Annotated in this window: 23 protein-coding genes; 15 read left to right on the top strand and 8 right to left on the bottom strand. The window is 61.6% G+C overall.

Annotated features, from left to right (window positions below; genetic code table 11):
• Positions 1-37 precede the first annotated feature (37 nt).
• Both HFO99_RS26735 and HFO99_RS26730 read right to left on the bottom strand, forming a co-directional pair.
• The gene (locus tag HFO99_RS26735; RefSeq protein WP_222364651.1) at positions 38-958 is read right to left on the bottom strand and encodes a neutral zinc metallopeptidase; all 921 of its coding nucleotides are present in this window, start codon (positions 956-958) and stop codon (positions 38-40) included.
• A 76-nt stretch (positions 959-1,034) separates the two neighbouring features.
• On the bottom strand, positions 1,035-1,565 hold the full coding sequence (locus HFO99_RS26730; protein WP_222338619.1) for a DUF2306 domain-containing protein: 531 nt from the start codon (positions 1,563-1,565) through the stop codon (positions 1,035-1,037).
• Positions 1,566-1,612: 47 nt separating this feature from the next.
• Here HFO99_RS26730 and HFO99_RS26725 point away from each other — a divergent pair, with 47 nt between their 5' ends.
• Both HFO99_RS26725 and carB read left to right on the top strand, forming a co-directional pair.
• A complete protein-coding gene (locus tag HFO99_RS26725; protein WP_222364650.1) occupies positions 1,613-2,389 on the top strand; it encodes a LytTR family DNA-binding domain-containing protein in 777 nt (258 codons plus the stop codon).
• A gap of 269 nt (positions 2,390-2,658) precedes the next feature.
• On the top strand, positions 2,659-6,147 hold the full coding sequence (carB, locus tag HFO99_RS26720; RefSeq protein WP_222364649.1) for a carbamoyl-phosphate synthase large subunit: 3,489 nt from the start codon (positions 2,659-2,661) through the stop codon (positions 6,145-6,147).
• 80 nt (positions 6,148-6,227) lie between these two features.
• On the opposite strand, the gene HFO99_RS26715 is transcribed toward carB, so the two are convergent.
• On the bottom strand, positions 6,228-7,682 hold the full coding sequence (locus HFO99_RS26715) for a UdgX family uracil-DNA binding protein (protein WP_222364645.1): 1,455 nt from the start codon (positions 7,680-7,682) through the stop codon (positions 6,228-6,230).
• Positions 7,682-8,914 (bottom strand): putative DNA modification/repair radical SAM protein, encoded by a 1,233-nt coding sequence (locus tag HFO99_RS26710; RefSeq protein ID WP_222364668.1) that lies wholly within the window; start codon positions 8,912-8,914, stop codon positions 7,682-7,684. The genes HFO99_RS26715 and HFO99_RS26710 overlap by 1 nt, the downstream gene beginning before the upstream one ends.
• A gap of 253 nt (positions 8,915-9,167) precedes the next feature.
• Here HFO99_RS26710 and greA point away from each other — a divergent pair, with 253 nt between their 5' ends.
• Together greA and HFO99_RS26700 are read left to right on the top strand one after the other, a co-directional pair.
• Entirely contained in the window at positions 9,168-9,644 is a 477-nt protein-coding gene (gene greA, locus HFO99_RS26705; protein WP_003565408.1) for a transcription elongation factor GreA, read from the top strand.
• Between the two features lie 27 nt (positions 9,645-9,671).
• The gene (locus HFO99_RS26700; RefSeq protein ID WP_222364643.1) at positions 9,672-10,730 is read left to right on the top strand and encodes a glycosyltransferase family 4 protein; all 1,059 of its coding nucleotides are present in this window, start codon (positions 9,672-9,674) and stop codon (positions 10,728-10,730) included.
• Between the two features lie 73 nt (positions 10,731-10,803).
• Here the strand turns inward: HFO99_RS26700 and HFO99_RS26695 are convergent, their stop codons facing one another.
• Complete coding sequence (locus HFO99_RS26695) at positions 10,804-12,138, bottom strand: dicarboxylate/amino acid:cation symporter (RefSeq protein ID WP_222364641.1); 1,335 nt, start codon at positions 12,136-12,138, stop codon at positions 10,804-10,806.
• A 224-nt stretch (positions 12,139-12,362) separates the two neighbouring features.
• Between HFO99_RS26695 and HFO99_RS26690 the strand changes: the two genes are divergently transcribed.
• On the top strand, positions 12,363-14,231 hold the full coding sequence (locus tag HFO99_RS26690) for an ATP-binding protein (protein WP_222364639.1): 1,869 nt from the start codon (positions 12,363-12,365) through the stop codon (positions 14,229-14,231).
• 4 nt (positions 14,232-14,235) lie between these two features.
• Positions 14,236-15,582 carry a sigma-54-dependent transcriptional regulator gene (locus HFO99_RS26685; RefSeq protein WP_222364636.1) on the top strand — a complete coding sequence of 449 codons (1,347 nt, stop codon included), beginning with the start codon at positions 14,236-14,238 and terminating at the stop codon, positions 15,580-15,582.
• A 31-nt stretch (positions 15,583-15,613) separates the two neighbouring features.
• On the opposite strand, the gene HFO99_RS26680 is transcribed toward HFO99_RS26685, so the two are convergent.
• Positions 15,614-16,081: an Lrp/AsnC family transcriptional regulator gene (locus HFO99_RS26680; protein ID WP_222364634.1), complete on the bottom strand. Its 468-nt coding sequence runs from the start codon at positions 16,079-16,081 to the stop codon at positions 15,614-15,616.
• A 230-nt stretch (positions 16,082-16,311) separates the two neighbouring features.
• On the opposite strand from HFO99_RS26680, the gene trxB reads away from it, so the two are divergent.
• From trxB to HFO99_RS26650, 6 genes are all read left to right on the top strand, one after another.
• On the top strand, positions 16,312-17,286 hold the full coding sequence (gene trxB, locus HFO99_RS26675) for a thioredoxin-disulfide reductase (RefSeq protein ID WP_222364632.1): 975 nt from the start codon (positions 16,312-16,314) through the stop codon (positions 17,284-17,286).
• 22 nt (positions 17,287-17,308) lie between these two features.
• Positions 17,309-18,205 carry a LysR family transcriptional regulator VtlR gene (locus tag HFO99_RS26670; protein ID WP_018446649.1) on the top strand — a complete coding sequence of 299 codons (897 nt, stop codon included), beginning with the start codon at positions 17,309-17,311 and terminating at the stop codon, positions 18,203-18,205.
• A 553-nt stretch (positions 18,206-18,758) separates the two neighbouring features.
• Positions 18,759-19,052 (top strand): ArsR/SmtB family transcription factor, encoded by a 294-nt coding sequence (locus HFO99_RS26665; RefSeq protein WP_222364630.1) that lies wholly within the window; start codon positions 18,759-18,761, stop codon positions 19,050-19,052.
• A gap of 1 nt (position 19,053) precedes the next feature.
• Positions 19,054-20,220: an MFS transporter gene (locus HFO99_RS26660; protein WP_222364628.1), complete on the top strand. Its 1,167-nt coding sequence runs from the start codon at positions 19,054-19,056 to the stop codon at positions 20,218-20,220.
• 25 nt (positions 20,221-20,245) lie between these two features.
• On the top strand, positions 20,246-21,370 hold the full coding sequence (locus HFO99_RS26655) for an alkene reductase (RefSeq protein ID WP_222364625.1): 1,125 nt from the start codon (positions 20,246-20,248) through the stop codon (positions 21,368-21,370).
• Positions 21,371-21,444: 74 nt separating this feature from the next.
• Positions 21,445-22,245, top strand: coding sequence for an aminoglycoside phosphotransferase family protein (locus HFO99_RS26650; protein ID WP_222364623.1), 801 nt, complete (start codon positions 21,445-21,447; stop codon positions 22,243-22,245).
• On the opposite strand, the gene HFO99_RS26645 is transcribed toward HFO99_RS26650, so the two are convergent.
• On the bottom strand, positions 22,242-23,264 hold the full coding sequence (locus HFO99_RS26645; RefSeq protein WP_222364621.1) for an NAD(P)H-binding protein: 1,023 nt from the start codon (positions 23,262-23,264) through the stop codon (positions 22,242-22,244). The two genes, HFO99_RS26650 and HFO99_RS26645, sit on opposite strands and share 4 nt — an antisense overlap.
• A gap of 95 nt (positions 23,265-23,359) precedes the next feature.
• On the opposite strand from HFO99_RS26645, the gene HFO99_RS26640 reads away from it, so the two are divergent.
• Entirely contained in the window at positions 23,360-24,259 is a 900-nt protein-coding gene (locus HFO99_RS26640; RefSeq protein WP_222331429.1) for a LysR family transcriptional regulator, read from the top strand.
• A gap of 103 nt (positions 24,260-24,362) precedes the next feature.
• On the top strand, positions 24,363-24,878 hold the full coding sequence (locus HFO99_RS26635) for a GrpB family protein (RefSeq protein ID WP_222364620.1): 516 nt from the start codon (positions 24,363-24,365) through the stop codon (positions 24,876-24,878).
• 2 nt (positions 24,879-24,880) lie between these two features.
• Here the strand turns inward: HFO99_RS26635 and HFO99_RS26630 are convergent, their stop codons facing one another.
• The gene (locus HFO99_RS26630; protein ID WP_017965291.1) at positions 24,881-25,162 is read right to left on the bottom strand and encodes a DUF2188 domain-containing protein; all 282 of its coding nucleotides are present in this window, start codon (positions 25,160-25,162) and stop codon (positions 24,881-24,883) included.
• Positions 25,163-25,393: 231 nt separating this feature from the next.
• On the opposite strand from HFO99_RS26630, the gene HFO99_RS26625 reads away from it, so the two are divergent.
• Positions 25,394-26,491, top strand: a complete 1,098-nt coding sequence (locus HFO99_RS26625; protein WP_222331427.1) for a calcium:proton antiporter — start codon at positions 25,394-25,396, stop codon at positions 26,489-26,491.
• Positions 26,492-26,502 lie beyond the last annotated feature (11 nt).

Here is a 26,502-nt window from a genome sequence, read left to right as displayed (position 1 = left end):
GGCGATGTGCTTTGTGCCATGCGCCCTTCATCCCTCCTCAAATCGGTCCCGAGAACGTATCACAGGCCGACAGTTGGCCGCTGTCGAAGCCGCGCTTGAACCATCTGGCCCGCTGCTCCGAGGTACCGTGGTTGAAGCTTTCCGGAACGACGTAACCCTGCGACCGCTTCTGCAGCGAATCGTCGCCGATCTGCTGGGCTGCGTTCAGCGCTTCCTCCAGATCGCCTGACTCGAGCAGGCCCTTCTGCTGGGTATATTTGCCCCAGATGCCCGCAAAGCAATCGGCCTGCAGCTCGACGCGCACCGACATCTTGTTGGCGTCGGCCTCGCTCATGCGCTGGCGGGCCTGGTTGAACTTCGGCAGGATGCCGAGCAGGTTCTGCACGTGATGACCGACCTCATGGGCAACGACATAGGCCTCGGCGAAATCGCCCGACGCACCAAACCGGTCGGAAAGCTGCTGGAAGAATTCCGTATCGAGATAGACCTTGTGTTCGCTCGGGCAGTAGAACGGACCTGTTGCAGATGATGCGGAGCCGCAGGCCGATGCCGTCGAGCCCGAGAACAGCACGAGGCGTGGCTCCTCGTAATTTTGGCCCTGCGCCTGGAAGATGCCCTGCCAGGTATCCTCGGTCTCGGCAAGAACGGTGCGCATGAATGCAGTCATCTCGTCGTTGGCGGGCGTGCGTGTTCCGCCGGACTGGCTCTGCTCGTAGCCGGGACCACTCGTCGTGCCGCCGCTGTCGAGCACTTGCAGCAGATCGATGCCCATCATCTTGAAGATGAAATAGATAACGACAAGGAAAATGATCGTGCCGATGCTGAGGCCGCCGCCGGCGCGGCGAACGCCGCCCCCGGAGGGAAAATTGAAGCCGCCGCCGCGGCCGAAACCGCCACCGGAGGGACCGCCGCGGCGATCCTCGACATTGTCTGACTGACGTCGGCCTCTCCATTCCATTTTCGCTCTCCCCGGCAAGGCCCGTGCTTGCACTCAACGAGTTATATATCCGTCGGCGATCGGAATTCCAGCGACTTCATCGGGCAATCAGGCGCCCGCGTCGGCGACGCAGCACGATTGCGATCAGGATCGAGCCGATCACCGCCGCGGCAAGGGCAGCCGGCCATTCCGCACCGGTGAAGACGACAGCATGCATGATCCGGCCAGGCAGGAAAGTGAACAGGCCGGCAAGGACGATACCGCCGAAATAAAGGCCGGCGACGATGCGCTTGTGCAGGCGGATATCGCCGCGACGAGCCGCCGCGATCGCATTCCAGCTGCCGAACAACGTTGCAATCGACAGAAGATGGATCGGGCTGAACCCGTAGAAGAGATCGAGTTCATGAATGAAGAAGCTCGATACCGCGGTGACAACCATCAGCGCCATCCAGATCCTGCCGAGCAGCCGGTGCAGCGGCGTGCCCTTGGGGCGCAGCAGGATATAGGCACCGAGAAGTGCCGCCGGCGTAACAGCAGTGACATGGATCTGAACGGCGAGCGGGGCGCCGAGGAGCGGTTCGAGGGTCATCAGCGACATCCGGTTGAATTCGATCCTTCTTTCCGCCAAGACTTCATCTGCCTCAATCCGAACCGCGCGAACGGCAGGAAAACTTCGTGATTCACCTCTTCTTGCAATCCACGCTTCGCGAATTGCAGGTCTTTCTCCACTCCCGGCGCTTCTGGGGAACCTTTGCCGCGATCGTCCTGCTCTTTGCCGTCACCGGCCCCTACGGCACGATGGAGAGCATGGCCTTCGGCGAACGCCTCGCCTACTGGCTGACCCTGCATGCCCTTGCCTGGTCGATCGCCATTCTCTGCGCAGTCACGGCCGAACGATTGCTGCAGGGGGTGATCGTTTCCATGTTCGCCCGCATGATGGCGGGCTCGCTCATAGCCGCCCTGCCGATCGGTTTTGCCATAGGCCTCGTCGACTATATCTTCACCGGCGAAGCGACCACGCTGGAGAGCGGCCTGCAGCGCGCGCTTTTTGCGGTGCCGCTCTGCGCCCTCTTCTGCCTTTTGGCCTACATGGCGATGAGCCAGAAAATCGCCGAAGCCGCAGCACCTCCGGAAACCGGCTCCGCAGCCTCGATCCTCGACCGGCTGAAGCCTGAGAATCGCGGCTCGCTGCTGCGCCTTTCCGTCCAGGACCACTATACCGAGGTGGTGACCAGCCGCGGGCGCGAACTGGTGCTCTTGCGTTTCGCCGATGCGCTGAGGGAAACCGCCGCAACGCCGGGCCTTCGCGTCCATCGCTCGCACTGGGTGGCCGATGCCCATGTCGAAAGCCTGAAACGCGACAATGGCAGGCTGCTGATCCTCACCCGCGACGGCACGGAAATCCCGGTCAGCCGCAGCTATGCCGAGGATGTGCGCCGCCGCTTCACGTAAAAAAGTCGCGCCAAACGCTTGATGGGACTCCCGCTTTCGCACTTCCGGAAGCAGGGCGGCGGCGAAATCCGGCTGATGGTCGTGCCTGACGGGAAATAGTCTGTCGTGCCGTGTTGGATTCCTGTCGATTCCGCGATTTATGGGGTTCCGTTTGCAAATACATTTGCCTATAAGCCGCTTCTAGCCTGAAAAGACCCAGCATGCGCGACCCGACCCGGTGATCTCCCACCCTGGCCGGCTTTCTGCGCAGCCAGAAAACGGAAGCACTCATGCCGAAGCGCCAAGACATCAAATCGATCCTCATCATCGGCGCGGGACCGATCGTCATCGGCCAGGCTTGCGAGTTCGATTATTCCGGCACCCAGGCCTGCAAGGCGCTGAAGGAGGAAGGCTATCGCGTCATCCTCGTCAACTCCAACCCGGCGACGATCATGACCGATCCCGGCCTTGCCGACGCCACCTATGTCGAGCCGATTACCCCCGAAGTCGTTGCCAAGATCATCGCCAAGGAGCGTCCGGATGCGCTGCTGCCGACCATGGGTGGTCAGACGGCGCTGAACACCGCGCTTTCGCTGAAGCGCATGGGCGTGCTCGACCGCTACAATGTCGAGATGATCGGCGCCAAGCCCGCCGCCATCGACATGGCCGAGGACCGCGCGCTGTTCCGCGAAGCAATGGCCCGTATCGGGCTGGAAACTCCGCGTTCGATGCTGGCGAACGCCACCGATATCAAGGACCTCGACCGCAAGACGCACGAGGCCGAGCGCGTCAAGCTGCGTGAAAGCCTCTCGGGATCCGACCTCGACAAGGCGCTGGACGAGCTGGAAAACCAGTGGAACCTCGGCGAGAGCGACCGCAAGCAGCGTTACATGAGCCACGCCATGGCAATTGCCGCCCAGGCGATCGATCATGTCGGCCTGCCCGCCATCATCCGTCCTTCCTTCACGCTCGGCGGCACTGGCGGCGGCATCGCCTACAATCGCTCGGAATTTTTTGAGATCGTCGGCGGCGGCCTCGATGCCTCGCCGACCACCGAAGTACTGGTCGAAGAATCGGTGCTCGGCTGGAAGGAATATGAGATGGAGGTCGTCCGCGACAAGGCGGACAACTGCATCATCATCTGCTCGATCGAAAACATCGACCCGATGGGCGTCCACACCGGCGATTCGATCACCGTCGCCCCGGCGCTGACGCTGACCGACAAGGAATACCAGATCATGCGCAACGCCTCGATCGCGGTGCTGCGCGAGATCGGGGTCGAGACCGGCGGCTCGAACGTCCAGTTCGCCGTCAATCCGAAAGACGGCCGTCTCGTCGTCATCGAAATGAACCCGCGCGTCTCGCGCTCGTCGGCGCTCGCCTCCAAGGCCACCGGTTTCCCGATCGCCAAGATCGCCGCCAAGCTCGCGATCGGATATACGCTCGACGAACTGGATAACGACATCACCGGCGGCGCAACGCCTGCCTCCTTCGAACCGTCGATCGATTACGTCGTCACCAAGATCCCGCGTTTCGCCTTCGAGAAATTCCCCGGCGCCTCGCCGGTGCTGACGACCGCGATGAAGTCGGTCGGTGAAGTCATGGCGATCGGCCGCACCTTTGCCGAATCGCTGCAGAAGGCGCTGCGTGGACTGGAAACCGGCCTGACCGGCCTCGACGAAATCGAGATCCCCGGCTTTGAAGAGGGCGAATCCAGCCAGAACGCCATCCGCGCCGCGATTGGCACACCGACGCCCGATCGCCTGCGCATGGTCGCCCAGGCGCTGCGCCAGGGCATGAGCGAAGCCGAAGTCCACGAAGGCTGCAAGATCGACCCCTGGTTCATCGCCGAGCTGAAAGCGATCGTCGAGATGGAGGCCCGTATCCGCGAGCAGGGCCTGCCGCAAGATGCCGCCAACCTGCGAATGCTGAAGGCCATGGGCTTTTCCGACGCGCGTCTGGCGACGCTGACCGGCAAGCGCCCGAAGGAAGTCGCCGAATTCCGCAACAGCCTGAACGTCCGTCCCGTCTTCAAGCGCATCGACACCTGCGCCGCCGAATTCGCTTCGCCGACCGCCTATATGTATTCGACCTATGAGACGCCCTTCGTCGGCGCCGCCCGCTCGGAAGCCGAGGTTTCCGACCGCAAGAAAGTCGTCATCCTCGGCGGCGGCCCGAACCGCATCGGCCAGGGCATCGAGTTCGACTATTGCTGCTGCCACGCCGCCTTCGCGCTGAAGGATGCGGGTTATGAGGCGATTATGATCAACTGCAACCCGGAAACCGTCTCGACCGACTACGATACGTCGGACCGCCTCTATTTCGAGCCGCTGACGGCCGAGGACGTGATCGAGATCCTGCGCGCCGAGCAGGAAAAAGGCGAAGTCGTCGGCGTCATCGTCCAGTTCGGCGGCCAGACGCCGCTGAAGCTTGCCGAGGCGCTGGAAAAGAACGGTATCCCGATCCTCGGCACCGCGCCTGATATGATCGACCTTGCCGAAGACCGCGACCGCTTCCAGAAGCTGCTGATGAAGCTCGACCTCAACCAGCCGAATAACGGCATTGCCTATTCGGTCGAGCAGGCCCGCATGGTCGCCACCGAAATCGGCTTCCCGCTGGTCGTGCGCCCCTCCTATGTGCTCGGCGGCCGCGCTATGCAGATCCTGCATTCGGAAGGACAATTGCAGAGCTACCTGCTCGATACCGTGCCGGAACTTGTGCCCGAGGATATCAAGCAGCGCTATCCCAACGACAAGACCGGCCAGATCAACACCCTGCTCGGCAAGAACCCGCTGCTCTTCGACAGCTATCTCAGCCACGCCATCGAAGTCGACGTCGACTGCCTCTCAGACGGCACCGACGTCTATGTCGCCGGCATCATGGAGCATATCGAGGAAGCCGGCATCCATTCCGGCGATAGCGCCTGCTCGCTGCCGCCGCGCACGCTCTCCAACGAGATGCTCGACGAGCTGGAACGCCAGGCGAAAGCCATGGCCAAGGCACTCAATGTCGGCGGCCTAATGAACGTCCAGTTCGCCATCAAGGACGGCACCGTCTACGTTCTCGAAGTCAATCCGCGCGCCTCGCGCACCGTGCCCTTCGTCGCCAAGACCATCGGCGCGCCGATCGCCAAGATCGCCGCCCGCGTCATGGCCGGCGAGAAGCTCGACGCGACCTTCGCCGCCTATGGGCAAAAGCCCGATCCGCGCAAGCTGAAGCACATCGCCGTCAAGGAAGCCGTCTTCCCCTTCGCCCGTTTCCCCGGCGTCGACACGCTGCTCGGCCCGGAAATGCGGTCGACCGGTGAGGTCATCGGCCTCGACACCGATTTTGCACTGGCCTTCGCCAAGTCGCAGCTCGGCGCCGGCGTCGAGCTGCCGCGGGATGGGACGGTCTTCGTCTCCGTCCGCGACGCGGATAAGCCGCGCGTGCTGCCGGCGATCCGCATCCTCGTCGAACAGGGCTTCAAAGTGCTGGCGACCGGCGGTACCGCCCGCTTCCTCGCCGAAAACGGCATCACCGCCACCAAGATCAACAAGGTGCTGGAAGGCCGTCCGCACATCGAGGACGCGATCCGCAATCGCCAGGTCCAGCTCGTCATCAACACAACCGATGGCAACAAGGCGATCTCGGACTCCAAGTCGCTACGCCGTGCGACGCTGATGCAGAAGGTGCCCTACTACACGACGATGGCAGGCGCCGAGGCCGCCGCCCAGGCAATCAAGGCGCTAAAGGCCGGTAATCTGGAAGTGCGCCCGCTACAGAGCTACTTCGCCTGAAATAATGCAGCGTTACCGCTCGATGAGCGGTAACGCTGCCCGCCGTTCAATCATCGCCTGCTTGGAAGCTCGGAATCAATTTATCTAGTCGCCGTCATAAGCCGCTGGATATTCAGAATATCTTCGCGAAATCGCGCCAGTTCTTCCGCCTTCAGCCGCTCGTCTGGAATACGCAGCAGATAGGACGGATGCACCGTCACGAAAAGAGTTCGCCTCTCGTCGATCGCGATCGCTTTCCCCCTGACATCCTGAAGCCGCTGTTTTGCATCGGTCAGCGCCGCAAGTGCTGTCGCCCCCATGGCAACGACCAGCTTCGGCTTGATCAGCGCCATCTCCAGATTGAGCCACCAGCGGCAATGCTTCACCTCCCCCATATTGGGCTTCTGATGGATGCGACGCTTGCCGCGCGGCTCATATTTGAAATGCTTGACGGCATTGGTGACGTAAAGCGTTGAGCGGTCGATGCCCGCTTCAGTGATCACCTGGTCGAGGAGCCTGCCGGTGGGACCGACGAATGGGCGTCCTGATATATCCTCCTGGTCGCCCGGCTGCTCGCCGACGAACATCACCTCGGCATCGCGCGGTCCCTCCCCGAATACGGTTTGCGTCGCCTTCGCATGAAGCGGACAGCGGGTGCAGGCGGCAGCTTCCGCGCGCAGTGCTTCCAGCGTGCCCGCCGGCGCTTCGGGTTCAGCAGGAATGCTGCGCGCGGCTTCCTGCAGGCGATCGTGAAAGGGCAACGACTGGGTCGCCTCCCGTGCGGCCATGGCCCGCACCTTGCTCTCCGCCGATGCGATCAGCCCAGGGATGAGATCGGCTTCCGGTAGGTTCTTCCAGTATTTTTTCGGCATCTCCGCCTGCATCGCCTTCAGCTTCAACCGCGCAGGATTGAAAATGCTGGCGTAGTAGGTGCGCCAAAGGTCATCGGTAGCATCGGTGAGATTGGGTTTTTCGCACGGTTCGTCGCTCATCGTCAGCCGCTCTCCGTCCCAGGCGGCCGATCCCTTGGGTGTGGCGATCAGCCAGTCCATGTCGGTGAAGCGCCGTTGGAAGAAAGGCGCTGTGCGCCTGACGATATGGTGATCCGGCTCGAACCAGGCGAGGAATTTTCGACGGTCCGCCGACACCGCACCAACCTCCTTGAAGCGGACGAAGGCCGTCATCTTGTGCGCGTCGCGCCGAACGTTTTTCGCCATCAGCCTGGCACGGGCGACATCCTCGTCGGAGGCCACTTCAAGCAGTTGCCGGTCCAGCTGCAGCCGCCAGAGCAGCCGGTAAAGCAGGGTAAAGCGCGCCGGGTCGGAATGGCAGAGAACTGTCTCCGCCAGCTCGATGAAGGCGGGCGGCACCGTCATCGGCTTGCGTGCTGCGGCAGACGGAGGCGGCATGGCGTCGTGTTGAAACGCAAAACCCGGCTCAGCGCGTTTTTCGCGCCACTCGATCTCTTCCGGCAGGATGCCGGCAGCCGCGAAAGCGCGCGCGGCGTCACGCCATTCGGCAAGCTCCCCGCGTCCTGAAAGCACAACCCGACGCATCACAGCAACGACAATTGTTCGGATTGCGGTTCGAACATGGCGCGAAGGTCGGGGCGCTCGATCAATCGGCGCGGCGACCAGCCTTCCGCCGAGATGAAGGACTGGACCTTCTTGATCGAAATGCCGAGCCGCTGGAGATCATCGAGCCGCAACCGGCGAAAACGGCGGGCCGAAACGATCGCTTTGACTGTCTTGGTGCCGAGACCGGGCACACGCAGCAACCGCTCGCGCTCGGCCCTGTTGATATCGACGGGAAATTCGGCCCGGTTGGCGAGCGCCCAGGCAAGCTTGGGGTCGAGGGTGAGATCGAGCATGCCGCCCGCCTGGTTCGCGGTGATCTCGTCGATGCCGAAACCGTAGAATCGATAGAGCCAGTCGGCCTGATAGAGCCGATGCTCGCGCATCAATGGCGGCTTGATCAGCGGCAGGTTTTTCGACGAGTCCGGGATCGGGCTGAAGGCGGAATAATAGACGCGCCTCAGCCCATAGCTGCTGTAAAGCCGGCTGCTGGTCGCAAGGATCGTCGCATCGTTCGCGCCGTCGGCGCCGACGATCATCTGCGTGCTCTGGCCGGCCGGCACGAAACGCTGACGCTTCTTTGTCCTGAGCGTCGGTTCACCGGCGGCCTCAATCTTCAGCCTCAAATCCCCCATCGATCGCCGAATATTGGCAGGCTTCTTTTCCGGCGCAAAGCGGGTGATGCCGTTATCCGTCGGCAATTCGATATTCAGCGACAGCCTGTCGGCATGAAGCCCCGCCTCCTCGATCAGACGCGGCGACGCCTCAGGGATCGACTTCAGGTGTATATAGCCGCGGAAATTATGGGTCACACGCAGTTCGCGGACGATGCGGACCATCTCTTCCATCGTGTAATCGGACGAACGAATGATGCCGGAGGAAAGGAACAGCCCTTCGATATAGTTGCGGCGGTAAAATTCCAGCGTCAGCCAGATGACCTCCTCGGGCGTAAAGCGCGCCCGTTCGACATTGCTCGACGAGCGATTGACGCAGTAGGCGCAGTCGTAGATGCAGAAATTGGTCAGCAGTATTTTCAAAAGCGAAATGCACCGCCCATCCGGGGCATAGGCATGACAGATGCCGGATCCCTCGGTCGAACCGAGCCCGCCACTTGCCCGGGAATCACGTTTCACCGTGCCGCTGGAAGCGCAGGAAGCGTCATATTTCGCAGCATCGGAAAGGATAGCCAAGCGTTCTGTAAGCGACTTCTTCATTAGTATGTTCACTATATGTTCCCATACAGAGAGTCAATCAGGACGATGCGATTTCTGCCCATTTTCAAGTCGCATCACCTGATATCGCGGCGAGCCGCGTTTCTTTTATGCGAATTTTCTGGAAATCGGCCTTGGCGATCTGCTATAAGCGTCCGACTAAGATTGTGGCACGGTTCCGAAGCTCCCCTTCGGGACCTGTTTTCTTTTGTGTCCGCCGCTGATTGTGCGGATACGAGGATTGAAGGACAGAAAAATGGTTGAAAAGGTACCGATGACACCGGGCGGTTTCGTCAAGCTGCAGGAAGAGCTGCGCTGGCGCCAGCAGGAGGAGCGCCCCCGAATCATCGAGGCGATCGCCGAAGCCCGTGCCCATGGCGACCTTTCCGAAAACGCCGAATACCACGCCGCCAAGGAAGCCCAGAGCCATAATGAAGGCCGCATCAGCGAGCTGGAAGATCTGACGGCGCGCGCCGAGGTCATCGACCTCACCAAGATGTCGGGCGACAAGATCAAGTTCGGCGCCAAGGTGAAGCTCGTCGACGAGGACACCGAGGAAGAAAAGACCTACCAGATCGTCGGCGACCAGGAAGCCGACGTCAAGGCCGGCCGCATCTCCATCTCTTCGCCGATCGCCCGCGCGCTGATCGGCAAGGAAGTCGGCGATTCCATCGAAGTGAACGCGCCAGGCGGCTCCAAGGCCTACGAAATCCTTCAGGTTTCCTGGGGCTGATCGCCCGCCAGCCGCGAGACCCCTCCCTTGCCGGATATTCGTGACGTCGAGATTATCGCGCCCAATTTCAAGCGCCGGCTCTCCGGCGTCACGTCGACCATCGTCCAGCTCATCCCGTGCCAGATCCGGCTCGGCATCAAGATCGCGACACTCGGCCCCGGCCTGCCGGAGGACCTGCCGAAACTTAAGGGACGGCAGCTCCTCGGCCTCTGGCGCCCGCCGGCGCGCCGGCGCCAGCGTGTCTGGCACGCTCGCCGCAACAACGAGATGGCCGTCGGCATCCTGCTGCGCCATCTCATGCGCATGCCGCTGAAGCTTCTCTTCACCTCGGCCGCGCAACGCCGCCACACCGCCTATACGAAATGGCTGATCCGCCGCATGGACGCCGTCATCGCGACCAGCGATCGATCCGGCTCGTTCCTCGACGTGCCGCACACGGTGATCCAGCACGGCGTCGATCTTGCCTTGTTCCATCCGCCGGAAACTGCGGAGGACGGCATCGCCGCCACCGGCCTGCCGGGCCGCCATCTCATCGGCTGCTTCGGCCGCGTGCGCCATCAGAAGGGCACTGATCTTTTCATCCAGGCGATGATCGAACTGCTGCCGCAGCACCCCGAGTGGACGGCGGTCGTCTCCGGCCGGGTGACGGCCGAGCACACGGCATTTGGCGACGAACTCAAGGCGGATGTCGCGGCCGCCGGGCTCAGCGACCGTATCCTCTTCCTCGGCGAAGTGCCTGACATCAAGGTCTGGTATCGCCGCCTGACGCTTTACGTCGCCCCTTCCCGCAACGAAGGTTTCGGCCTGACGCCGCTCGAAGCCATGGCTTCGCGCACTGCGGTGGTGGCATCGGACGCCGGCGCCTATGCCGAACTCATCGTCACGGGCGAGACAGGCTCAGTGGTCGCCGCCGGCGATGGCGAAGCGCTGACGCGGGCAATCGCGCCCTATATCGCAGATCCCGCTCTGGCGATCGCGCATGGCGAGAATGCGCTGCGGCATGTCAGGGCGAATTTCGCTCTGGAGAAGGAAGCGGGCGCGATCGGCGCCGTTTACAACAGCCTTCTCGGCGACAATCGCAGCTGAGGCAGAAAAGAGGAACGGCCCGTTGGATGACGGGCCGTTGCAAGAATTTTAGGACTGCGAACAGTCCGGTTAGCTATTCAGCCGGCTGCAGCTCCGCAGCCGAACTATCCTCTCCGGTCTGGCCGCCCAGTGCCGCGGCAAGCTGCGCCGTATCCAGCTCGTTTTCCCAACGTGCGACAACGATCGTCGCAACCGCATTGCCGACGAGGTTGGTCAGCGCCCGGCATTCCGACATGAAGCGGTCGATGCCGAGGATGAGCGCCATGCCGGCGACCGGCACCGAGGGAACGACGGAGAGCGTCGCGGCAAGCGTGATGAAGCCGGCGCCGGTGATACCAGCGGCACCCTTGGAGCTCAGCATCGCCACCAAGAGCAGCAGGATCTGGTCACCCCAGGATAGCTGAATGCCGGTTGCCTGGGCAATGAACAGGGCCGCCAGCGTCATGTAGATGTTGGTGCCGTCGAGATTGAAGGAATAGCCTGTGGGGATGACGAGACCGACGACCGAGCGCTTGCAGCCGGCCTTTTCCATCTTGTTCATCAGTCCCGGAAGTGCGGCCTCTGAAGACGAAGTGCCGAGGACCAGCAGCAGTTCTTCCTTGATGTAGCGCAGCAGCGCCACGATCGAGAAGCCGTTGTAGCGGGCAACAGCGCCGAGAACGACGAGGACGAAGAGCAGAGATGTGGCGTAGAAAGTCCCGATCAGCATCGCGAGGTTGGCGATCGACCCGACGCCGTACTTGCCGATGGTGAATGCCATGGCGCCGAACGCACCGATCGGGGCAGCCTTCATCAGGATGGCGACGAGCTTGAACACGGGCGCCGTCAGGGCATTGAGGAAATTGACGACCGGTTCGCTCTTTTCGCCGACCATGGCGAGTGCGATGCCGAAGAGCACCGAGAAGAACAGCACCTGCAGAATGTCGCCTTCGGCAAAGGCACCAACGATCGTCGTCGGGATGATGTTGGTAAGGAAACCGACGATGCTCTGCTCATGCGCCTTTGCGGCGTAGCTGGCGACCGCGGCCGGGTCCAGCGAGGCCGGATCGATGTTCATGCCGGCGCCGGGCTGGACGACATTGGCGACGATCATGCCGATGATAAGTGCCGCCGTCGAGAAGGTCAGGAAGTAGAGCATCGCCTTGCCGGCGACGCGGCCGACCTTCTGCAGGTCGCTCATGCCGGCAATGCCGGTCGCGACCGTCAGGAAGATGACCGGGGCGATGATCATTTTGACAAGCTTGATGAAGGCATCGCCCAGCGGCTTCAACTGGGTGCCGAATTCGGGATAGAAATGGCCGAGCAGGATACCCGCAGCGATAGCCGCGAGAACCTGGACGTAAAGATGGGTATAAAAGGGCTTTTTGCCCTTGCTGCCTGCAATTGCATCGAGTGGTGCTGCGATCATGATATCCTCCTAATGGCTCGTCCGGAACGAACTCCGGCCTCCCGAGCCGTTCGCTTCAAGTCCAACAGCTCAGCCGTTGTTGCCACCTCCTTCGCAATCGGCGTGCCAGTTTTACGCCATCAGACAACATATTGAAGTTATTAATGAAAAATTTATTGGACTGCTGATGGCTAATTAAGCAATGCGGAAATCCGCACAAATCCATTTGCGTTTCGTGCAGAAAAATGCACAAATCCGCCATGTCCGTGTCGCAGAAATTGTGGCCTTCCCTACCCTTGCAGCACCGCATCCGCCGGATGTGGCGGGCCTATGCCGTGCTCGCCCTCGTCGCTGTCGTCGCAAGCCTGTGGGTAAGTGGCGAGATCGGCCGGCATCGGGCGGAGGCTGCCCTCGAGGAACAGGCCCGCATGGATGCGAGGCTGAATGCGGCTTTGCTGCGCACAGTTCTCGAAAAATACCGGGCGCTTCCCTTCGTGCTGTCGCAGGACGCGGCACTCGCCGCGGCGCTGGCAGGAAACGATGCCGGCACATTCGAGCGGCTCAGTCAGAAGCTGGAAATGCTGACGGCGGGCACGAAGGCTGCCGTCATCTATGTCATCGACAAGAACGGCATGGCGGTTTCGGCCAGCAACTGGCGCGAACCGACGAGCTTCGTCGGCAATGACTATCGTTTCCGCGAGTATTTTCAGGGGGCGGCCGAACGAGGACAGGCCGAGCACTTCGCGCTCGGCACGGTCAGCAAGAAACCGGGTCTCTATATCTCCCAGCGGATTTCGGGCAGCAATGGCGTGCTAGGCGTCGTCGTGGTCAAGGTCGAATTCGACGACGTCGAGGCGGATTGGAACGCCTCGGGCACCCCGTCCTACGTCGTTGATGAGCGCGGCATTGTCCTCATCACCAGCATCCCGTCATGGCGGTTCATGACGATCGGCCGGATCGCCGAAGTCCGGCTGACGGCGATCCGCGAAAGCCTTCAATTCGGCGATGCGCCGCTTCAACCCCTGCCGCTCGACATGGTCCGAAATCTCGGCGACGGGCTCGACGTCGTCGAGATCGTCATGCCGGGCGATGCCGGGAAAACCAGGTTTCTCGATGTCGCAACGTCGGTGCCGGCATCCGGATGGCATTTGCAGCATCTGGTAGCACTCGGACCGTCTGTCGATGCGGGGATTCGCGAAGCCCGCATGCTGGCATTGCTGATACTCCTGCCGCTGCTGGCCGGAGCAGCCTTCCTGTTGCGCCGTCGCCATACGATCGCCCTGCGAATCTCCACCGAACAACAGGCGCGGGAGGAACTGGAACGGCGGGTGGTCGAGCGGACGCTGGATCTCAGCCAGGCGCGGGACCGGCTGCAGGCTGAAATCATCGGCCACAAGAGCACGGAGCAGAAGCTGCAGGCGGTGCAACAGGATCTGGTGCAGGCCAACCGGCTGGCCATTCTGGGTCAGGTGGCCGCCGGCGTCGCCCATGAAATCAACCAGCCGGTCGCGACCATTCGTGCCTATGCCGATAACGCCCGCACCTTCCTCGATCGCGGCCAGACGGCGCCTGCCGGCGAAAATCTCGAAAGCATCGCGGCGCTGACGGAACGCATAGGTTCGATCACCGACGAACTGAAGACCTTTGCCCGCAAGGGCCGCGGCAGCGCCGAACCGACCGGATTGAAGGACGTCATTGAGGGCGCGGTGATGCTGTTGCGTAGCCGGTTTGCCGGCCGCATGGATACGCTCGACATCGACCTGCCGCCCGCCGAACTGCAGGTGATGGGAAACCGGATCCGTCTCGAGCAGGTGCTGATCAATCTGCTTCAAAATGCCCTGGAGGCGGTGGCGCCGAAGGCCGGAGAGGGTCGCGTCGAGGTCAGAACATCCACCGATGCAGGGATGGTAACGGTGACGGTCGTCGACAACGGTCCCGGCATCCCGCCGGACATTCGCAAGGGCTTGTTCACGCCGTTCAATACCTCGAAGGAAAGCGGTCTCGGCCTCGGCCTGGTGATCTCCAAGGATATCGTCGGCGACTATGGCGGCCGGATGGAGGTTTTAAGCGACAACAGCGGAACCCGGTTCGTCGTTCAGCTTAGGAAGGCTTGAGATCATGGAAACGCCGACCCCTGTTGCGCTGATCGACGACGACAAGGACCTGCGCCGCGCCACCGCCCAGACGCTCGAACTCGCAGGATTTTGCGTTTCCGCCTATGACGGCGCGAAAGCCGCGCTGGCGGAACTGCCGGCGGACTTTGCCGGCCCCATCGTCACCGATATCCGCATGCCGGAGATCGACGGACTACAGCTCTTCGCCACGCTGCAGGGCATGGACGTCGACCTGCCGGTGATATTGATGACCGGCCACGGCGATATTCCCATGGCCGTTCAGGCGATCCAGGATGGCGCCTATGATTTCATCGCCAAGCCCTTCGCAGCCGATCGGCTCGTCCAGAGCGTGCGTCGCGCTAGCGAGAAGCGGCGGCTTGTTCTGGAGAACCGCATGCTGCGGAAGGCAGCCGAAGATGCGCAGGAGAATTTGCCGCTGATCGGCCAGACGCCTGTCATGGAAAACCTCAGAAACATTCTTCGCCACATCGCCGATACCGATGTGGACGTGCTCGTCGCCGGCGAAACGGGCAGCGGCAAGGAAGTGGTTGCCCAGATCCTGCATCAGTGGAGCCACCGCCGGAAGGGCAATTTCGTGGCGCTGAACTGTGGCGCCCTGCCCGAAACCGTCATCGAAAGCGAGCTGTTCGGCCACGAAGCCGGCGCCTTTACCGGCGCCCAGAAACGCCGCACGGGCCGCATCGAACATGCAAGCGGCGGCACGCTTTTCCTCGACGAGATCGAAAGCATGCCGGCCGCCACGCAGGTCAAGATGCTGAGAGTGCTGGAGATGCGCGAGATCACGCCGCTCGGCACCAACGAGGTGCGTCCGGTCGATCTTCGCGTCGTCGCCGCGGCCAAGATCGACCTCGGAGATCCCTCGGTGCGCGGGGATTTTCGCGAGGATCTCTATTACAGGCTGAATGTGGTGACGATCTCCATTCCGCCGCTGAGAGAACGCCGCGACGATATTCCGCTGCTGTTTTCCCACTTCGCCGCTCGCGCCGGGGAGCGCTTCCGTCGCGATGTCCCGCCGCTTTCACCGGATGTGCGGCGGTATCTCGCCTCGCACACATGGCCGGGCAATGTCCGCGAACTCTCACATTATGCCGAACGCGTGGTGCTTGGCGTGGAAGGCGGGGGAACGGCAGCGGTCCCTCCGCAGCCGACGGATGCGACGCTTCCCGAACGGCTGGAGCGCTACGAGGCGGAGATCATTCGCGACGCGCTGTCGGCCAATGACGGCGACGTCCGCCGCACCATCGAGGCGCTCGGCATTCCGAGAAAGACGTTTTACGACAAACTCCAGCGCCACGGCATCAACCGGGGCGGCTATATCTCGCGCAAGTAGTTGTCGATGATGTTTGATCTGCCGAGTGGCTTTAGACTTCCACCAGTCCCAGCTTCTTCACCTGCCGGATCGTCAGCATGGTGCGCACGGTATCGACATGTTCGTTCGCCGTCAGCACCTCGATGACGAAATCCTGAAAGCGGGTGAGATTCTCCGCCACGCAATGCAGCAGGAAATCGCTGTCGCCGGAGACCATCCAGGCCTGGCGCACCAGCGGCCATTCGGCGGTGGCCGCGGCGAAGGCCTTGAGATTGCTTTCCGACTGATGCTTGAGGCCGACCATGCAGAAAGCAACGAGGTCAAATCCGAGCTTCGGGCTGTTCAGCATCGCGTGATAGCCCTCGATGATGCCGGCTTCCTCGAGCTTGCGCACCCGGCGCAGGCAAGGCGGCGCCGAGATGCCGACGCGATCGGCGAGCTCCACATTGGTCATGCGGCCGTCGGCCTGCAGCTCCCGGAGTATCTTTATATCGATGACGTCGAGTTCCGCACGACCCACATCATTGCCTTTCTTTAATTCTCCGCGGGGAGCTTCTATATAAAGCCGCGGAATACGCAAGAAAGTTTCACGGCGATGACGGATTCTTGCACATCCGGGCGATTTGCCTTGTTGGTAACGCAAGGCTGCCCTTGAATAAAAGCATTGGACGTTCATAAATGGCGCAGGGACGCGAAACGGCCGCAATCGCTATCTAGCCGCCGCCCTCCTGCCAGTCGAAAGGAAATGACATGCCCGCCCGCCATACCAAGGTGCTCATCATCGGTTCCGGACCCGCAGGCTATACCGCCGCGGTCTATGCCGCGCGCGCCATGCTGAAACCGGTTTTGATCGCCGGTCTCGAACAGGGCGGCCAGTTGATGATCACCACCGATGTCGAGAACTATCCGGGCTTTGCCGATCCGATCCAGGGTCCCTGGTTGATGGAACAAATGCTGCAGCAGGCAAAACATGTCGGCGCCGAGGTCGTCAACGATCTCGTCACCGAAGTCGACATGAACCAGCGCCCCTTCGTCGCCCGCACCGACAGCGGCCAGGTCTGGACCGCCGATACGCTGATCATTGCCACCGGCGCCAAGGCCAAGTGGCTCGGCATCGAGAGCGAGCAGCATTTCCAGGGCTTCGGCGTTTCGGCATGCGCCACTTGCGACGGTTTCTTCTATCGCAACAAAGATGTGATCGTGGTTGGCGGCGGCAACAGCGCCGTCGAGGAGGCGCTCTATCTCTCCAACATCGCCAAGTCGGTCACGGTCGTGCATCGCCGCGACTTCTTCCGCGCCGAGAAAATCCTGCAGGAACGCCTGTTCTCCAAGGACAATATCAAAGTTCTGTGGAATACCGAAGTGGCTGAGATTACCGGCACACCGGCCAAGCCGCCGATGCCGCAATCCGTATCCGGAGCGCGCCTGCGCGACGTCAGAACCGGCACGATCACGGAGATGGTGATCGATGGCGTCTTCGTCGCCATCGGCCATGCGCCGGCAACCGAGCTCTTCAAGGACAAATTGAAGCTGAAGGACAATGGGTATCTCTGGACCGCGCCGGATTCGACTGCGACCAGCCTGGACGGCGTCTATGCCGCGGGCGACGTGACGGATGATACGTTCCGCCAGGCGATCACTGCCGCCGGCCTGGGGTGCATGGCTGCACTTGAAGCCGAGCGATATCTGACGGGCCACATGCCCGTCGCCGTGGCCGCGGAGTAAGATCGGCATGAGGGGTGGGGGAATGCCATTGGATTGGGACAAGCTGCGTATTTTTCACGCAGCTGCCGAGGCGGGTTCGTTCACGCATGCGGCGGATAAACTGCATCTGTCCCAATCCGCCATCAGCCGCCAGGTCAGCGCGCTGGAGCAGGATGTCGGCACCAAGCTGTTTCACCGCCATGCGCGTGGCCTGATTCTGACGGAACAGGGCGAGCTGCTTTACCGCACCGCCCATGACGTGCTGCTGAAGCTCGAAACCGTGAAGATGCAGCTCACCGAGACGACCGAGACTCCATCCGGCAAGCTGCGCGTCACGACGACGGTCGGCCTCGGCCAGGGCTGGCTGACCGACAAGATCCAGGAATTCCTGCAGCTTTATCCCGATGTGCAGATCCAACTGATCCTCGACAACGAGGAAGTGGATGTGAACATGCGTCATGCCGACTGCGCGATCCGCCTGCGCCAACCGCAGCAATCCGACCTCATCCAGCGCAAACTCTTCACCGTGCACATGCACGTCTATGCCGCCCCGTCCTACATCAATCGCCATGGCGAGCCGCAAAAGGTCGAGGATCTCGACAATCACCGCATCATCACCTTCGGCGAGCCGGCGCCGAGTTACCTGCTCGATGTCAACTGGCTTGAGGTCGCCGGCCGCTCCTCCGACAACAAGCGTATTCCGCATCTGCAGATCAACAGCCAGACCTCGATCAAGCGCGCCGCCCTGCTCGGCATCGGCGTCGCCTGCCTGCCGGATTACATCGTCGGCCGCGACCCCGGCCTGATTCAGCTGGCGATCAATGCCGACGTCCCCTCCTTCGACACCTATTTCTGCTATCCCGACGAGATCAAGAACGCCGCCAAGCTGAAGGCCTTCCGCGATTTTATCGTCAGCAAGGCCAGAAACTGGAACTTTTAAGCCTGGTTTTATTGGTAAATTGCCGACTATGCAGAACGTGCATAACTGGCATGCACAAATGAGGGTTGCCGTTTGCCCAATAAACCACCATATCGCTCATAGCTGATGCACATGGTGGCTTTTCCTCCCAGTTCCACCGCATTAGCTGTTCCCCTCTGGAGGTTTTTGACCTTCACACTTATAAGGGCCCTGGTTTTCCAGTGGCCCTCTTTTTTTGCCTTTCCTCCTCAACGAAATGCCGCATCGCAAAAAAATTGTGCGGCGCATAGCAGACATGCACAAAAAAGCATTGAAACCTGCTCAAGGAAGCACCATATCCAATTCAGCTGATGCATCTTGTGGTTTCTCTCCCAGTACCACCGCATTAGCTGTTCCCCTCTGGAGGTTTTTTGACCTTCACAATTATAAGGGCCCTGGTTTTCCGGTGGCCCTCTTTTTTTGCCCAAAATTTGCTCATTCAATAAAACCAACGTCTCACGCCTCCGTGATTTGCATATCGAAGTCTGACGATCGATATATCGCCAAGACACGATTTACAGTTCGGCGAAAGACGATGGACAAAGACGAAATTATCAAGGCGCTCGCCCATCCCACCCGGATGGACATTCTGAACTGGCTGAAAAATCCCGAGGAGCATTTCCCTTCCCAGGAGCATCCTTTCGAAATGGGCGTCTGCGCCAGCCAGTTCGAGCGCTGCGGCCTCTCGCAGTCGACGGTCTCGGCCCACCTCGGCACGCTGCATCGTGCCGGCCTCGTCAGCACCAAACGCGTCGGTCAGTGGATCTTTTACAAGCGCAACGAAGAAACCATTGCTGCCTTCCTCAAGCAACTGACGCAGGACCTTTAGAATGCCCCTCGCTCTCCTCGTTCTTGCCTCGAGCTCGTTTGCGATAGGCACCACCGAATTCGTTATCATGGGTCTGTTGCCGGAGGTCGCCGCCGATCTTTCGGTCAGTATCCCGCAGGCCGGATGGCTGGTGACCGGTTATGCCCTGGCGGTCGCGATCGGCGCGCCCGTGATGGCGGTTTCAACTGCGAAGCTGAAGCGTCGCACCGCCCTGCTTGCGCTGATGGCCTTCTTCATCGCCGGCAATTTGCTTTGCGCTCTGGCGAGCGACTACTGGGTGCTGATGATCGCCCGTGTCGTGACAGCACTCTGCCACGGCGCCTTCTTCGGCATCGGCTCGGTGGTTGCCGCCGGCCTCGGTGCCGAAGACCGCAGGGCCCGCGCCGTCGCGCTGATGTTCACCGGCCTGACGCTCGCCAATGTTCTCGGCGTGCCGCTTGGCACCGCTATCGGCCAGGCCTATGGCTGGCGCGCCACCTTCGGCGTGGTCACCGTCATCGGTATCGTCACCATATCAGGCCTGATTGCCATCCTGCCCAGGGACAAGCAGCAAGAAAACGGCAGCATCCTGCGTGAGATCGCAGCCCTCAGGAATGGCGGCCTGTGGCTGGCACTCTCCACCACCGTCTTCTTCGCCGCCTCGATGTTCGCTCTCTTCACCTATATTGCGCCGCTGCTGCGCGACGTCACCGGCGTGTCGCCAGAAGGCGTCACCTGGACGCTGTTCCTGATCGGCCTCGGACTGACTATCGGCAACCTCGTCGGCGGAAAGCTTGCCGATTGGCGGCTCGCCGCAACGCTTGCCGGTGTTTTCGCCGCGATCGCCATCACGTCCATTGCCTTCAGCTATACGAGCCGCTTCTTCATCCCGGCTGAAATCACCCTCTTCCTTTGGGCAATGGCAAGCTTTGCCGCCGTGCCGGCGCTTCAGGTCGGCGTCGTCGGCTTCGGCAAGAACGCCCCGAACCTGGTCTCGACGATCAACATCGGCGCCTTCAACACCGGCAATGCACTCGGCGCTTGGGTGGGCGGACTGGTCATCGACGCCGGCTTCGATCTCACCCGCGTTCCGCTCGCCGCAGCCTTGATGGCCCTGGTCGGCCTCGGCGCGACGGCGCTCACCTATCTCTCCGCCAGGGGCCGTTCCGCCCTCGCCCCTGCCGAGTGATCCTCCCGCAAAAGAAAGGACCATCATGGCCAAGCTTTTCGAACCCACGAAATTCGGCGACATATCAGTCAAGAACCGCATCGTCATGGCGCCGCTCACCCGCAACCGTTCGCCGGGCGCGATCCCCAACGACCTCAACGTCGAATATTACCGCCAGCGCGCCACAGCAGGCCTGATCATCACCGAAGCAACCGCGATCACCCATCAGGGCCAGGGTTATGCCAACGTGCCGGGTCTCTACAGCAAAGAGGCTCTCGACGGCTGGAAGCGCGTAACAGAGGCGGTTCATGCCGCCGGCGGCAAGATCGTCGTCCAGATGTGGCATGTCGGCCGCATCTCGCATACGACGCTGCAGCCGAACGACGGCAAGCCGGTTTCCTCGACCAATCGCATCGCCAAGGCCAAGACCTATCTGGTCAATGCCGACGGCACCGGCAGCTTTGCCGACACATCCGAGCCGCGCGCGCTCGATACCGCGGAAATCCTTGGCATCATCGAGGATTACCGCAAGGCTGCCCGGGCGGCGATCGACGCCGACTTCGACGGTGTCGAGATCCACGGCGCCAACGGTTACCTGCTCGACCAGTTCATCCGCGACGGTATCAACGACCGCACCGACCAATATGGCGGCTCGATCGAAAACCGCACCCGCCTGACCTTCGAGGTCGTCGATGCCGTGGTCAAGGAAATCGGCGCCGGCCGCACTGCGATCCGGATCTCGCCGGTGACGCCATCCGGCGAAAGCTACGATTCCGATCCGCAGGCGACCTTCACCCATGTCGTCGAAGGACTGGCCAAATACGACCTCGCCTATATCCACGTCATCGAAGGCCAGACCGGCGGCGACCGCGACTACAAGCAGGGCGACAATCCCTCCTTCGATTACAAAGCGCTGCGCCAGACTTATGAAAAAGCCGGCGGCAAGGCCGACTGGATGGTCAACAACGGCTACGATCGCGATCTGGCGATCGACGCCGTCGAAAGCGGCCGCGCCGATCTCGTCGCCTTCGGCAAGCCTTTCATCGCCAATCCCGATCTGGTCGAGCGCATGGAACACAACCTGCCGCTCAACGCGCCCGACCAGTCGACCTTCTACGGCGGCACCGGCAAGGGCTATATTGACTATCCCATCCTCGAAAAGGTCGCCTGACCTTTCACACGCGAACGCGAGTCCCGCCGAAAGGCGGGATTTCCATTTTCGACGGGTTTTTGTAGGGTGCCGCCATGTTTGCTCCCTATCTTGATCGCTGGTCGCTAATATCAGACGGCGATCCCATCATCACCCATTCAAGCCGCCTGCTGCCGGTCCTCTGGCAGGACAGGCCCGCCATGCTGAAAGTCGCGGCCGATATCGACGAACGATACGGCGCGCTTCTGATGCAGTGGTGGGACGGTGACGGCGCAGCCTATGTCTACGCCCATGAGGGCGACGCCGTGCTGCTGGAGAGGGCGACGGGAAAACGCTCGCTGCTTGCCATGGCGATGAACGGCGAGGATGATGAGGCAAGCCGCATCCTCTGCGGGACAGCGGCACGGCTGCATGCGCCGCGCGAAAAACCGCTTCCCGATCCAGTGCCCCTCACCCGCTGGTTTCGCGATCTGGAACCGGCAGCAGGCAAGCATGGCGGCACGCTTGCCGATTGCTCGGCGATCGCCAACGTCCTCCTTGCCGATCAGCGTGATGTCACCATCCTCCACGGCGACATCCATCACGGCAACATTCTCGATTTCGAGGCGCGCGGCTGGCTGGCGATCGACCCAAAGCGGCTCCATGGCGAGCGCGGCTTCGATTTCGCCAATATCTTCGCCAACGAAGAACTGCCTGTCATCACCGATCCTGCCCGTTTCCGCCGCCAGCTCGCCATCGTCTCAGCGGAGGCGAAGCTGGAGCCAAAGCGGCTGCTGCAATGGATCGCCGCCTATTCCGGCCTTTCCGCCGCCTGGTTCCTCGGTGACCCGAATGTTCAGCAGGCAGAAACGGCCCTGACGGTCGCCCGGATCGCGCTGGCCGAACTCGAGAGCTAACCCGCGTTCTGCGACGAGTGCCCGATAAGGTCTGCCGCGGCTTGACGGTGCGATTCGGGCAGGCAGCCAAGTGCCACGAGCGAAGTCCTGACCGCTTCGTCGATCGGCGTCTGCGGTTCGCTGCCGAGTTCGGCCACAAGCCTGGTGTTCCGCATCCGCACCGGCAGCTTCCAGAGATAGCGCATCTCCTTGATCTCCCGCATCACCGGAACGAAGGGCACCGCCAGCGGCACGATCCACCAGGGAAAGCCGCCGATCTTTGCTTTGCCGCCGGCGACGCGCTTGATTGCTTCGGCCATCTGCATGCCGTCCGCATCCCAGAAGCCCTCCATGTGATAGACGGAGAAAGGCGGCAGCCGGTCGCCCCGCTCGATGAGCTGGGCGATGGTTTCCGCCATGTCTGGCAGGTAGGCCCATTGATGACCGATGCCGCGCCGACCCGGGTTCCTGATCGTGCCGACGGGCTTGCCTGGAGTCACGAGACCGGACGAAAACCAGCTGTTGGCCGTGGTGCCTGGACCGAAGAAATCCCCTGCCCTGACGATGATGGCGCCGGCACCGGACTGCGAGGCCGCCTTCAGCCGCTCCTCCATTTTGACGCGGATCGCCCCTTTCTTCGTCGTCGGATGCTGCGGGCTTTCTTCCGTCGGCGTCGGCAGGGCATCGGGACCAAAATTATAAACATTGCCCGGCAGCACGATTCGCGCGCCGACGGCGCGAGCAGCGGCGATGGTATTGTCGAGCATCGGCAGCACCAGCGTTTCCCAGTCGCGGTAGCCGGGTGGGTTGACGGCATGGACGATGAGGCCGACGCCTTCAGCCGCCTTCAGGACGTCGCCGGCATTCATCGCATCGCCCTGAACCCAGTCGAAGGCTGGCTCGTTCCTCGACACCTTGGCGGCATCACGATTGAGCGCCCGGATGCGCCAGCCGCGCGCAAGCAGCTTGCGGGCCACCGCGCCGCCGATACCGCCGGTGGCGCCGAGAACGAGGGCCGTCGTCTTCATTTCGCTGTTCATGACAATCATCTCCTTCGATGGAATGGAGAGGATCATGCCATCAGATGGATATAAACGAAATTGACGAAAGAAATGCATCTGCTATACGAAAATATATGAACTCTGAACCGAGCTGGGATTTCTACCGCAGTTTCCTGACCGTGCTCCAACAGGGGTCGCTGTCGGCCGCCGCCCGCGAACTGGGGCTGACCCAACCGACCATAGGCCGCCATGTCGACGCGCTGGAACTGGCGATCGGCGCCGAGCTCTTCACACGCTCACCGAATGGGCTGCTTCCAACGGACGCCGCACTAGCGCTGAAGCCTTACGCCGAGACGCTGGCGGCAACCACGGCCGCCCTTTTACGCACCGCATCCGGGCAGCGCGAGCGCGTGGCTGGAACGGTCAGGATCAGCGCCAGCGAGGTCATCGCCGTCGAAGTGCTCCCCGGGATTCTCGGACCGCTGCAGGAGACCTATCCCGAACTGCAGATCGAGCTCTCGGCATCCGATACGATCGAGGACCTGGTGAACCGCGAGGCCGATATCGCCGTGCGCATGGCCGAGCCGCAGCAAGCTGCACTCGTCGTGCGTCGCATCGGCGATATCCCGCTCGGCTTTCATGCCCATCGCCGCTATCTCGAACGATACGGCATTCCGCAAACCCTGGCTGACCTCGCAAACCACCGGCTCATCGGCTTCGACCGGCAGACGGCCTATGTCCGTATGGTGATGAAGCGCTATGCGGTGCCTGGCATCGAATTCTCCTTCCGCTCCGACAACAACCTCGCCCAGCTTTCGGCGATCCGTGCCGGCGTTGGCATCGGCATCTGCCAGACAGGACTCGCGCGTGAAAATCCCGACCTTGTTCACATCCTGCCTGATACCTTCAGCCTACCGCTCGGCACGTGGGTGGCGATGCATGAGAGCCTGAAGTCTTCGCCGCGCTGCCGCGCTACCTTTGAAGTATTGGTCAAGGGGCTTCAGGACTATCTCCGATATTCGACCGGCGCATAATCGCAAAATCAGAATCGATTTTTGCAAAGAATCATGCGCAAATTTCGAAGCGATAGAGCCTCCTTAACGCGTCTTATCGGACGTACACCCCAGCGGGATGCAAATGACAAAGCACCATGCGGTTGAACTCGTGGCCTGCGATCCGCAATGGCCGCAAGCCTTCCAGCGCATCCGCGACAGGCTTCTGGCCTTGCTGCCGCAAGCGCTCTCCATCGATCACATCGGCAGCACATCCATACCAGGCATGACAGCCAAGCCGCTTATCGATATCGATATCGTTCTTCCCGGCCTCGGACATATCGAGGGCGCCACACGCGTGCTCCTGGCAGAAGCCTACGAGCCGCGCGGAAACCGCTATGACGACGAGGTCTGGGCGTTTTTGTCGAGAGGTTCGGTGCCGGCGGAACGGGTCTACCTTTGCCCTTCCGGCAACGGCACGCATCGAAACAGGCTGGCTTTCCGGGATTGTCTCATCGCGCATCCGCAAGCGGCGGCCGATTATGCCGCGCTCAAAAGCAGGCTGGCAGCCGAATTCCGGATGGACGGCGACCGCTATACTGCGCACAAGCGCGAATTCGTCGATGCGATCGTCGCGCGGGCATTGACGGGCGATGGTTAGCTTCAGATGCCTTGCGAGGCTTCGGCTGTACGGTCCTTCCACAAGCCGTCCACCACCTCGGTTTCCGGCCGATCGCCGCCCTCGGCATATTCCTCATGCCATTTGCCGTTCTCGTCCTGCCAACTGATCTCGGCGGAATCGCCGCCGACCTGCTGTTCGGCCGCGACGATGCGTGCAGCTTCGAGCGCCTCGGCATGGGTCGGGAATGCCTCGGAATAGACACCTCCCAGCCTGTAGGCCCAGCCGCCGTCATGCGGCACGACTTCATAGACCACCTTGATCATGCATCCGTCTCCTCATCTTCTTGTTGCGCATCCGCACGCTTCCGGACAGGATCCGGATCATCGCGGCCGCTTGACGAGAATTCGAGGACGCCGCGATCTGCTTTCCGGCCCCGATGACGTTCAGTATTCCATTAAACGCCGAAGACTGCAAATGGCACTCGACCGCGGCTTTCTTGATAGGCGAAATCAGTGACTTAGATAAAATGTATGAATCTGAACAGGAGCAGAGGCTTGGGGATCGCGTCACGCCTTAAAGAGGAAAAGTTTCTGGTCGCCGCACTTGTCGTTGCAGCGATCGCCTATCTCTTGGAACACGCAGTGATCGAGATGGGGCGCGGCGTCGCGCTGATTGCCGCCGCGGCCCTGGTCGGCACCATCGTGCTCGCCTCGATCCGTGTTGCCCATCATGCCGAGCTGCTCGCCGTCAAGGTCGGCGATCCCTACGGCACGATGATCCTGACGCTCTCGGCGGTTGCCATCGAAGTCATCATCCTCGCCATTATGATGAGCGGCGAGAGCTCGCCGACGCTGGTACGCGACACGATCTATTCGGCCCTAATGCTCGATATCAACGGCATTCTCGGCCTGGCCGCCCTGCTCGGCGGCCTCAAGCACGGCGAACAGCCCTATAACGACAATTCTGGCAAGACCTACGGTGTGATGATCCTCACCGCCATGGGCATCTCGATGATCGTGCCGGAATTCGTCCCCAGCGACAAATGGCACTATTATTCCGCCTTCACCATCGTCGCGATGATCGCGCTTTACGGCCTCTTCCTGCGCATGCAAGTTGGCCAGCACAGCTATTTCTTCAGCTACAGCTACCCACGCTCTGAACGGAAGAAAGAAAGCCCGGACGAGCACGGCCCCGACGAGTCGGCCGCGATCTCGATTGCCACCATTCTCGTCGGGGTCGTCATTATCGGCCTGCTGGCGGAGTTCATGGCGGCCTTCATGACCGAAGGCCTGCGCGACAGCGGCGCGCCGATCGCCGTGACCGCCGTGGTCGTCGCAGCGATTTCGGCCGCACCCGAGATCCTGACCGCATTAAGGGCGGCACTCAGGAACCGCATGCAGGCGACGGTCAACATCGCCATGGGCGCCTCGCTGTCGACGGTCATCCTGACCGTGCCCGTCATGGAAGCGATCGCGCTCTATACCGGCCAGCCCTTCATCATGGCGATGACCCCGGTGCAGACGGTGATGGTGGCGGTCACGCTGATCGCCGCCGCGATCAACCTCAACGACGGCGAGACCAACGCTATCGAGGGCATGACGCATTTCATCCTCTTCGCCACCTTCGTCATGCTGACCGCGCTGGGGCTTTGAAGGCTCCCGTC

The sequence above is a fragment of the Rhizobium leguminosarum genome (assembly GCF_019798305.1).
GTDB classification, from domain to species: domain Bacteria; phylum Pseudomonadota; class Alphaproteobacteria; order Rhizobiales; family Rhizobiaceae; genus Rhizobium; species Rhizobium leguminosarum_U.
The sequence above is the reverse complement of the archived record's forward strand: the minus strand, read 5'-3'. Positions and strand labels throughout refer to the sequence as shown.

What these genes read in the sequence shown, in the direction of transcription:
- greA (WP_003565408.1), top strand. Translation starts at nt 9,168, where the DNA reads ATGGTTGAAAAGGTACCGATGACACCGGGCGGTTTCGTCAAGCTGCAG.
- carB (WP_222364649.1), top strand. Translation starts at nt 2,659, where the DNA reads ATGCCGAAGCGCCAAGACATCAAATCGATCCTCATCATCGGCGCGGGA.
- HFO99_RS26640 (WP_222331429.1), top strand. Translation starts at nt 23,360, where the DNA reads ATGAACTCTGAACCGAGCTGGGATTTCTACCGCAGTTTCCTGACCGTG.
- trxB (WP_222364632.1), top strand. Translation starts at nt 16,312, where the DNA reads ATGCCCGCCCGCCATACCAAGGTGCTCATCATCGGTTCCGGACCCGCA.
- HFO99_RS26710 (WP_222364668.1), bottom strand. Translation starts at nt 8,914, where the DNA reads ATGAAGAAGTCGCTTACAGAACGCTTGGCTATCCTTTCCGATGCTGCG.
- HFO99_RS26695 (WP_222364641.1), bottom strand. Translation starts at nt 12,138, where the DNA reads ATGATCGCAGCACCACTCGATGCAATTGCAGGCAGCAAGGGCAAAAAG.
- HFO99_RS26665 (WP_222364630.1), top strand. Translation starts at nt 18,759, where the DNA reads ATGGACAAAGACGAAATTATCAAGGCGCTCGCCCATCCCACCCGGATG.
- HFO99_RS26635 (WP_222364620.1), top strand. Translation starts at nt 24,363, where the DNA reads ATGACAAAGCACCATGCGGTTGAACTCGTGGCCTGCGATCCGCAATGG.
- HFO99_RS26690 (WP_222364639.1), top strand. Translation starts at nt 12,363, where the DNA reads ATGCACAAATCCGCCATGTCCGTGTCGCAGAAATTGTGGCCTTCCCTA.
- HFO99_RS26630 (WP_017965291.1), bottom strand. Translation starts at nt 25,162, where the DNA reads ATGATCAAGGTGGTCTATGAAGTCGTGCCGCATGACGGCGGCTGGGCC.
- HFO99_RS26670 (WP_018446649.1), top strand. Translation starts at nt 17,309, where the DNA reads ATGCCATTGGATTGGGACAAGCTGCGTATTTTTCACGCAGCTGCCGAG.
- HFO99_RS26645 (WP_222364621.1), bottom strand. Translation starts at nt 23,264, where the DNA reads ATGAACAGCGAAATGAAGACGACGGCCCTCGTTCTCGGCGCCACCGGC.
- HFO99_RS26655 (WP_222364625.1), top strand. Translation starts at nt 20,246, where the DNA reads ATGGCCAAGCTTTTCGAACCCACGAAATTCGGCGACATATCAGTCAAG.
- HFO99_RS26685 (WP_222364636.1), top strand. Translation starts at nt 14,236, where the DNA reads ATGGAAACGCCGACCCCTGTTGCGCTGATCGACGACGACAAGGACCTG.
- HFO99_RS26650 (WP_222364623.1), top strand. Translation starts at nt 21,445, where the DNA reads ATGTTTGCTCCCTATCTTGATCGCTGGTCGCTAATATCAGACGGCGAT.
- HFO99_RS26735 (WP_222364651.1), bottom strand. Translation starts at nt 958, where the DNA reads ATGGAATGGAGAGGCCGACGTCAGTCAGACAATGTCGAGGATCGCCGC.
- HFO99_RS26660 (WP_222364628.1), top strand. Translation starts at nt 19,054, where the DNA reads ATGCCCCTCGCTCTCCTCGTTCTTGCCTCGAGCTCGTTTGCGATAGGC.
- HFO99_RS26715 (WP_222364645.1), bottom strand. Translation starts at nt 7,682, where the DNA reads ATGCGTCGGGTTGTGCTTTCAGGACGCGGGGAGCTTGCCGAATGGCGT.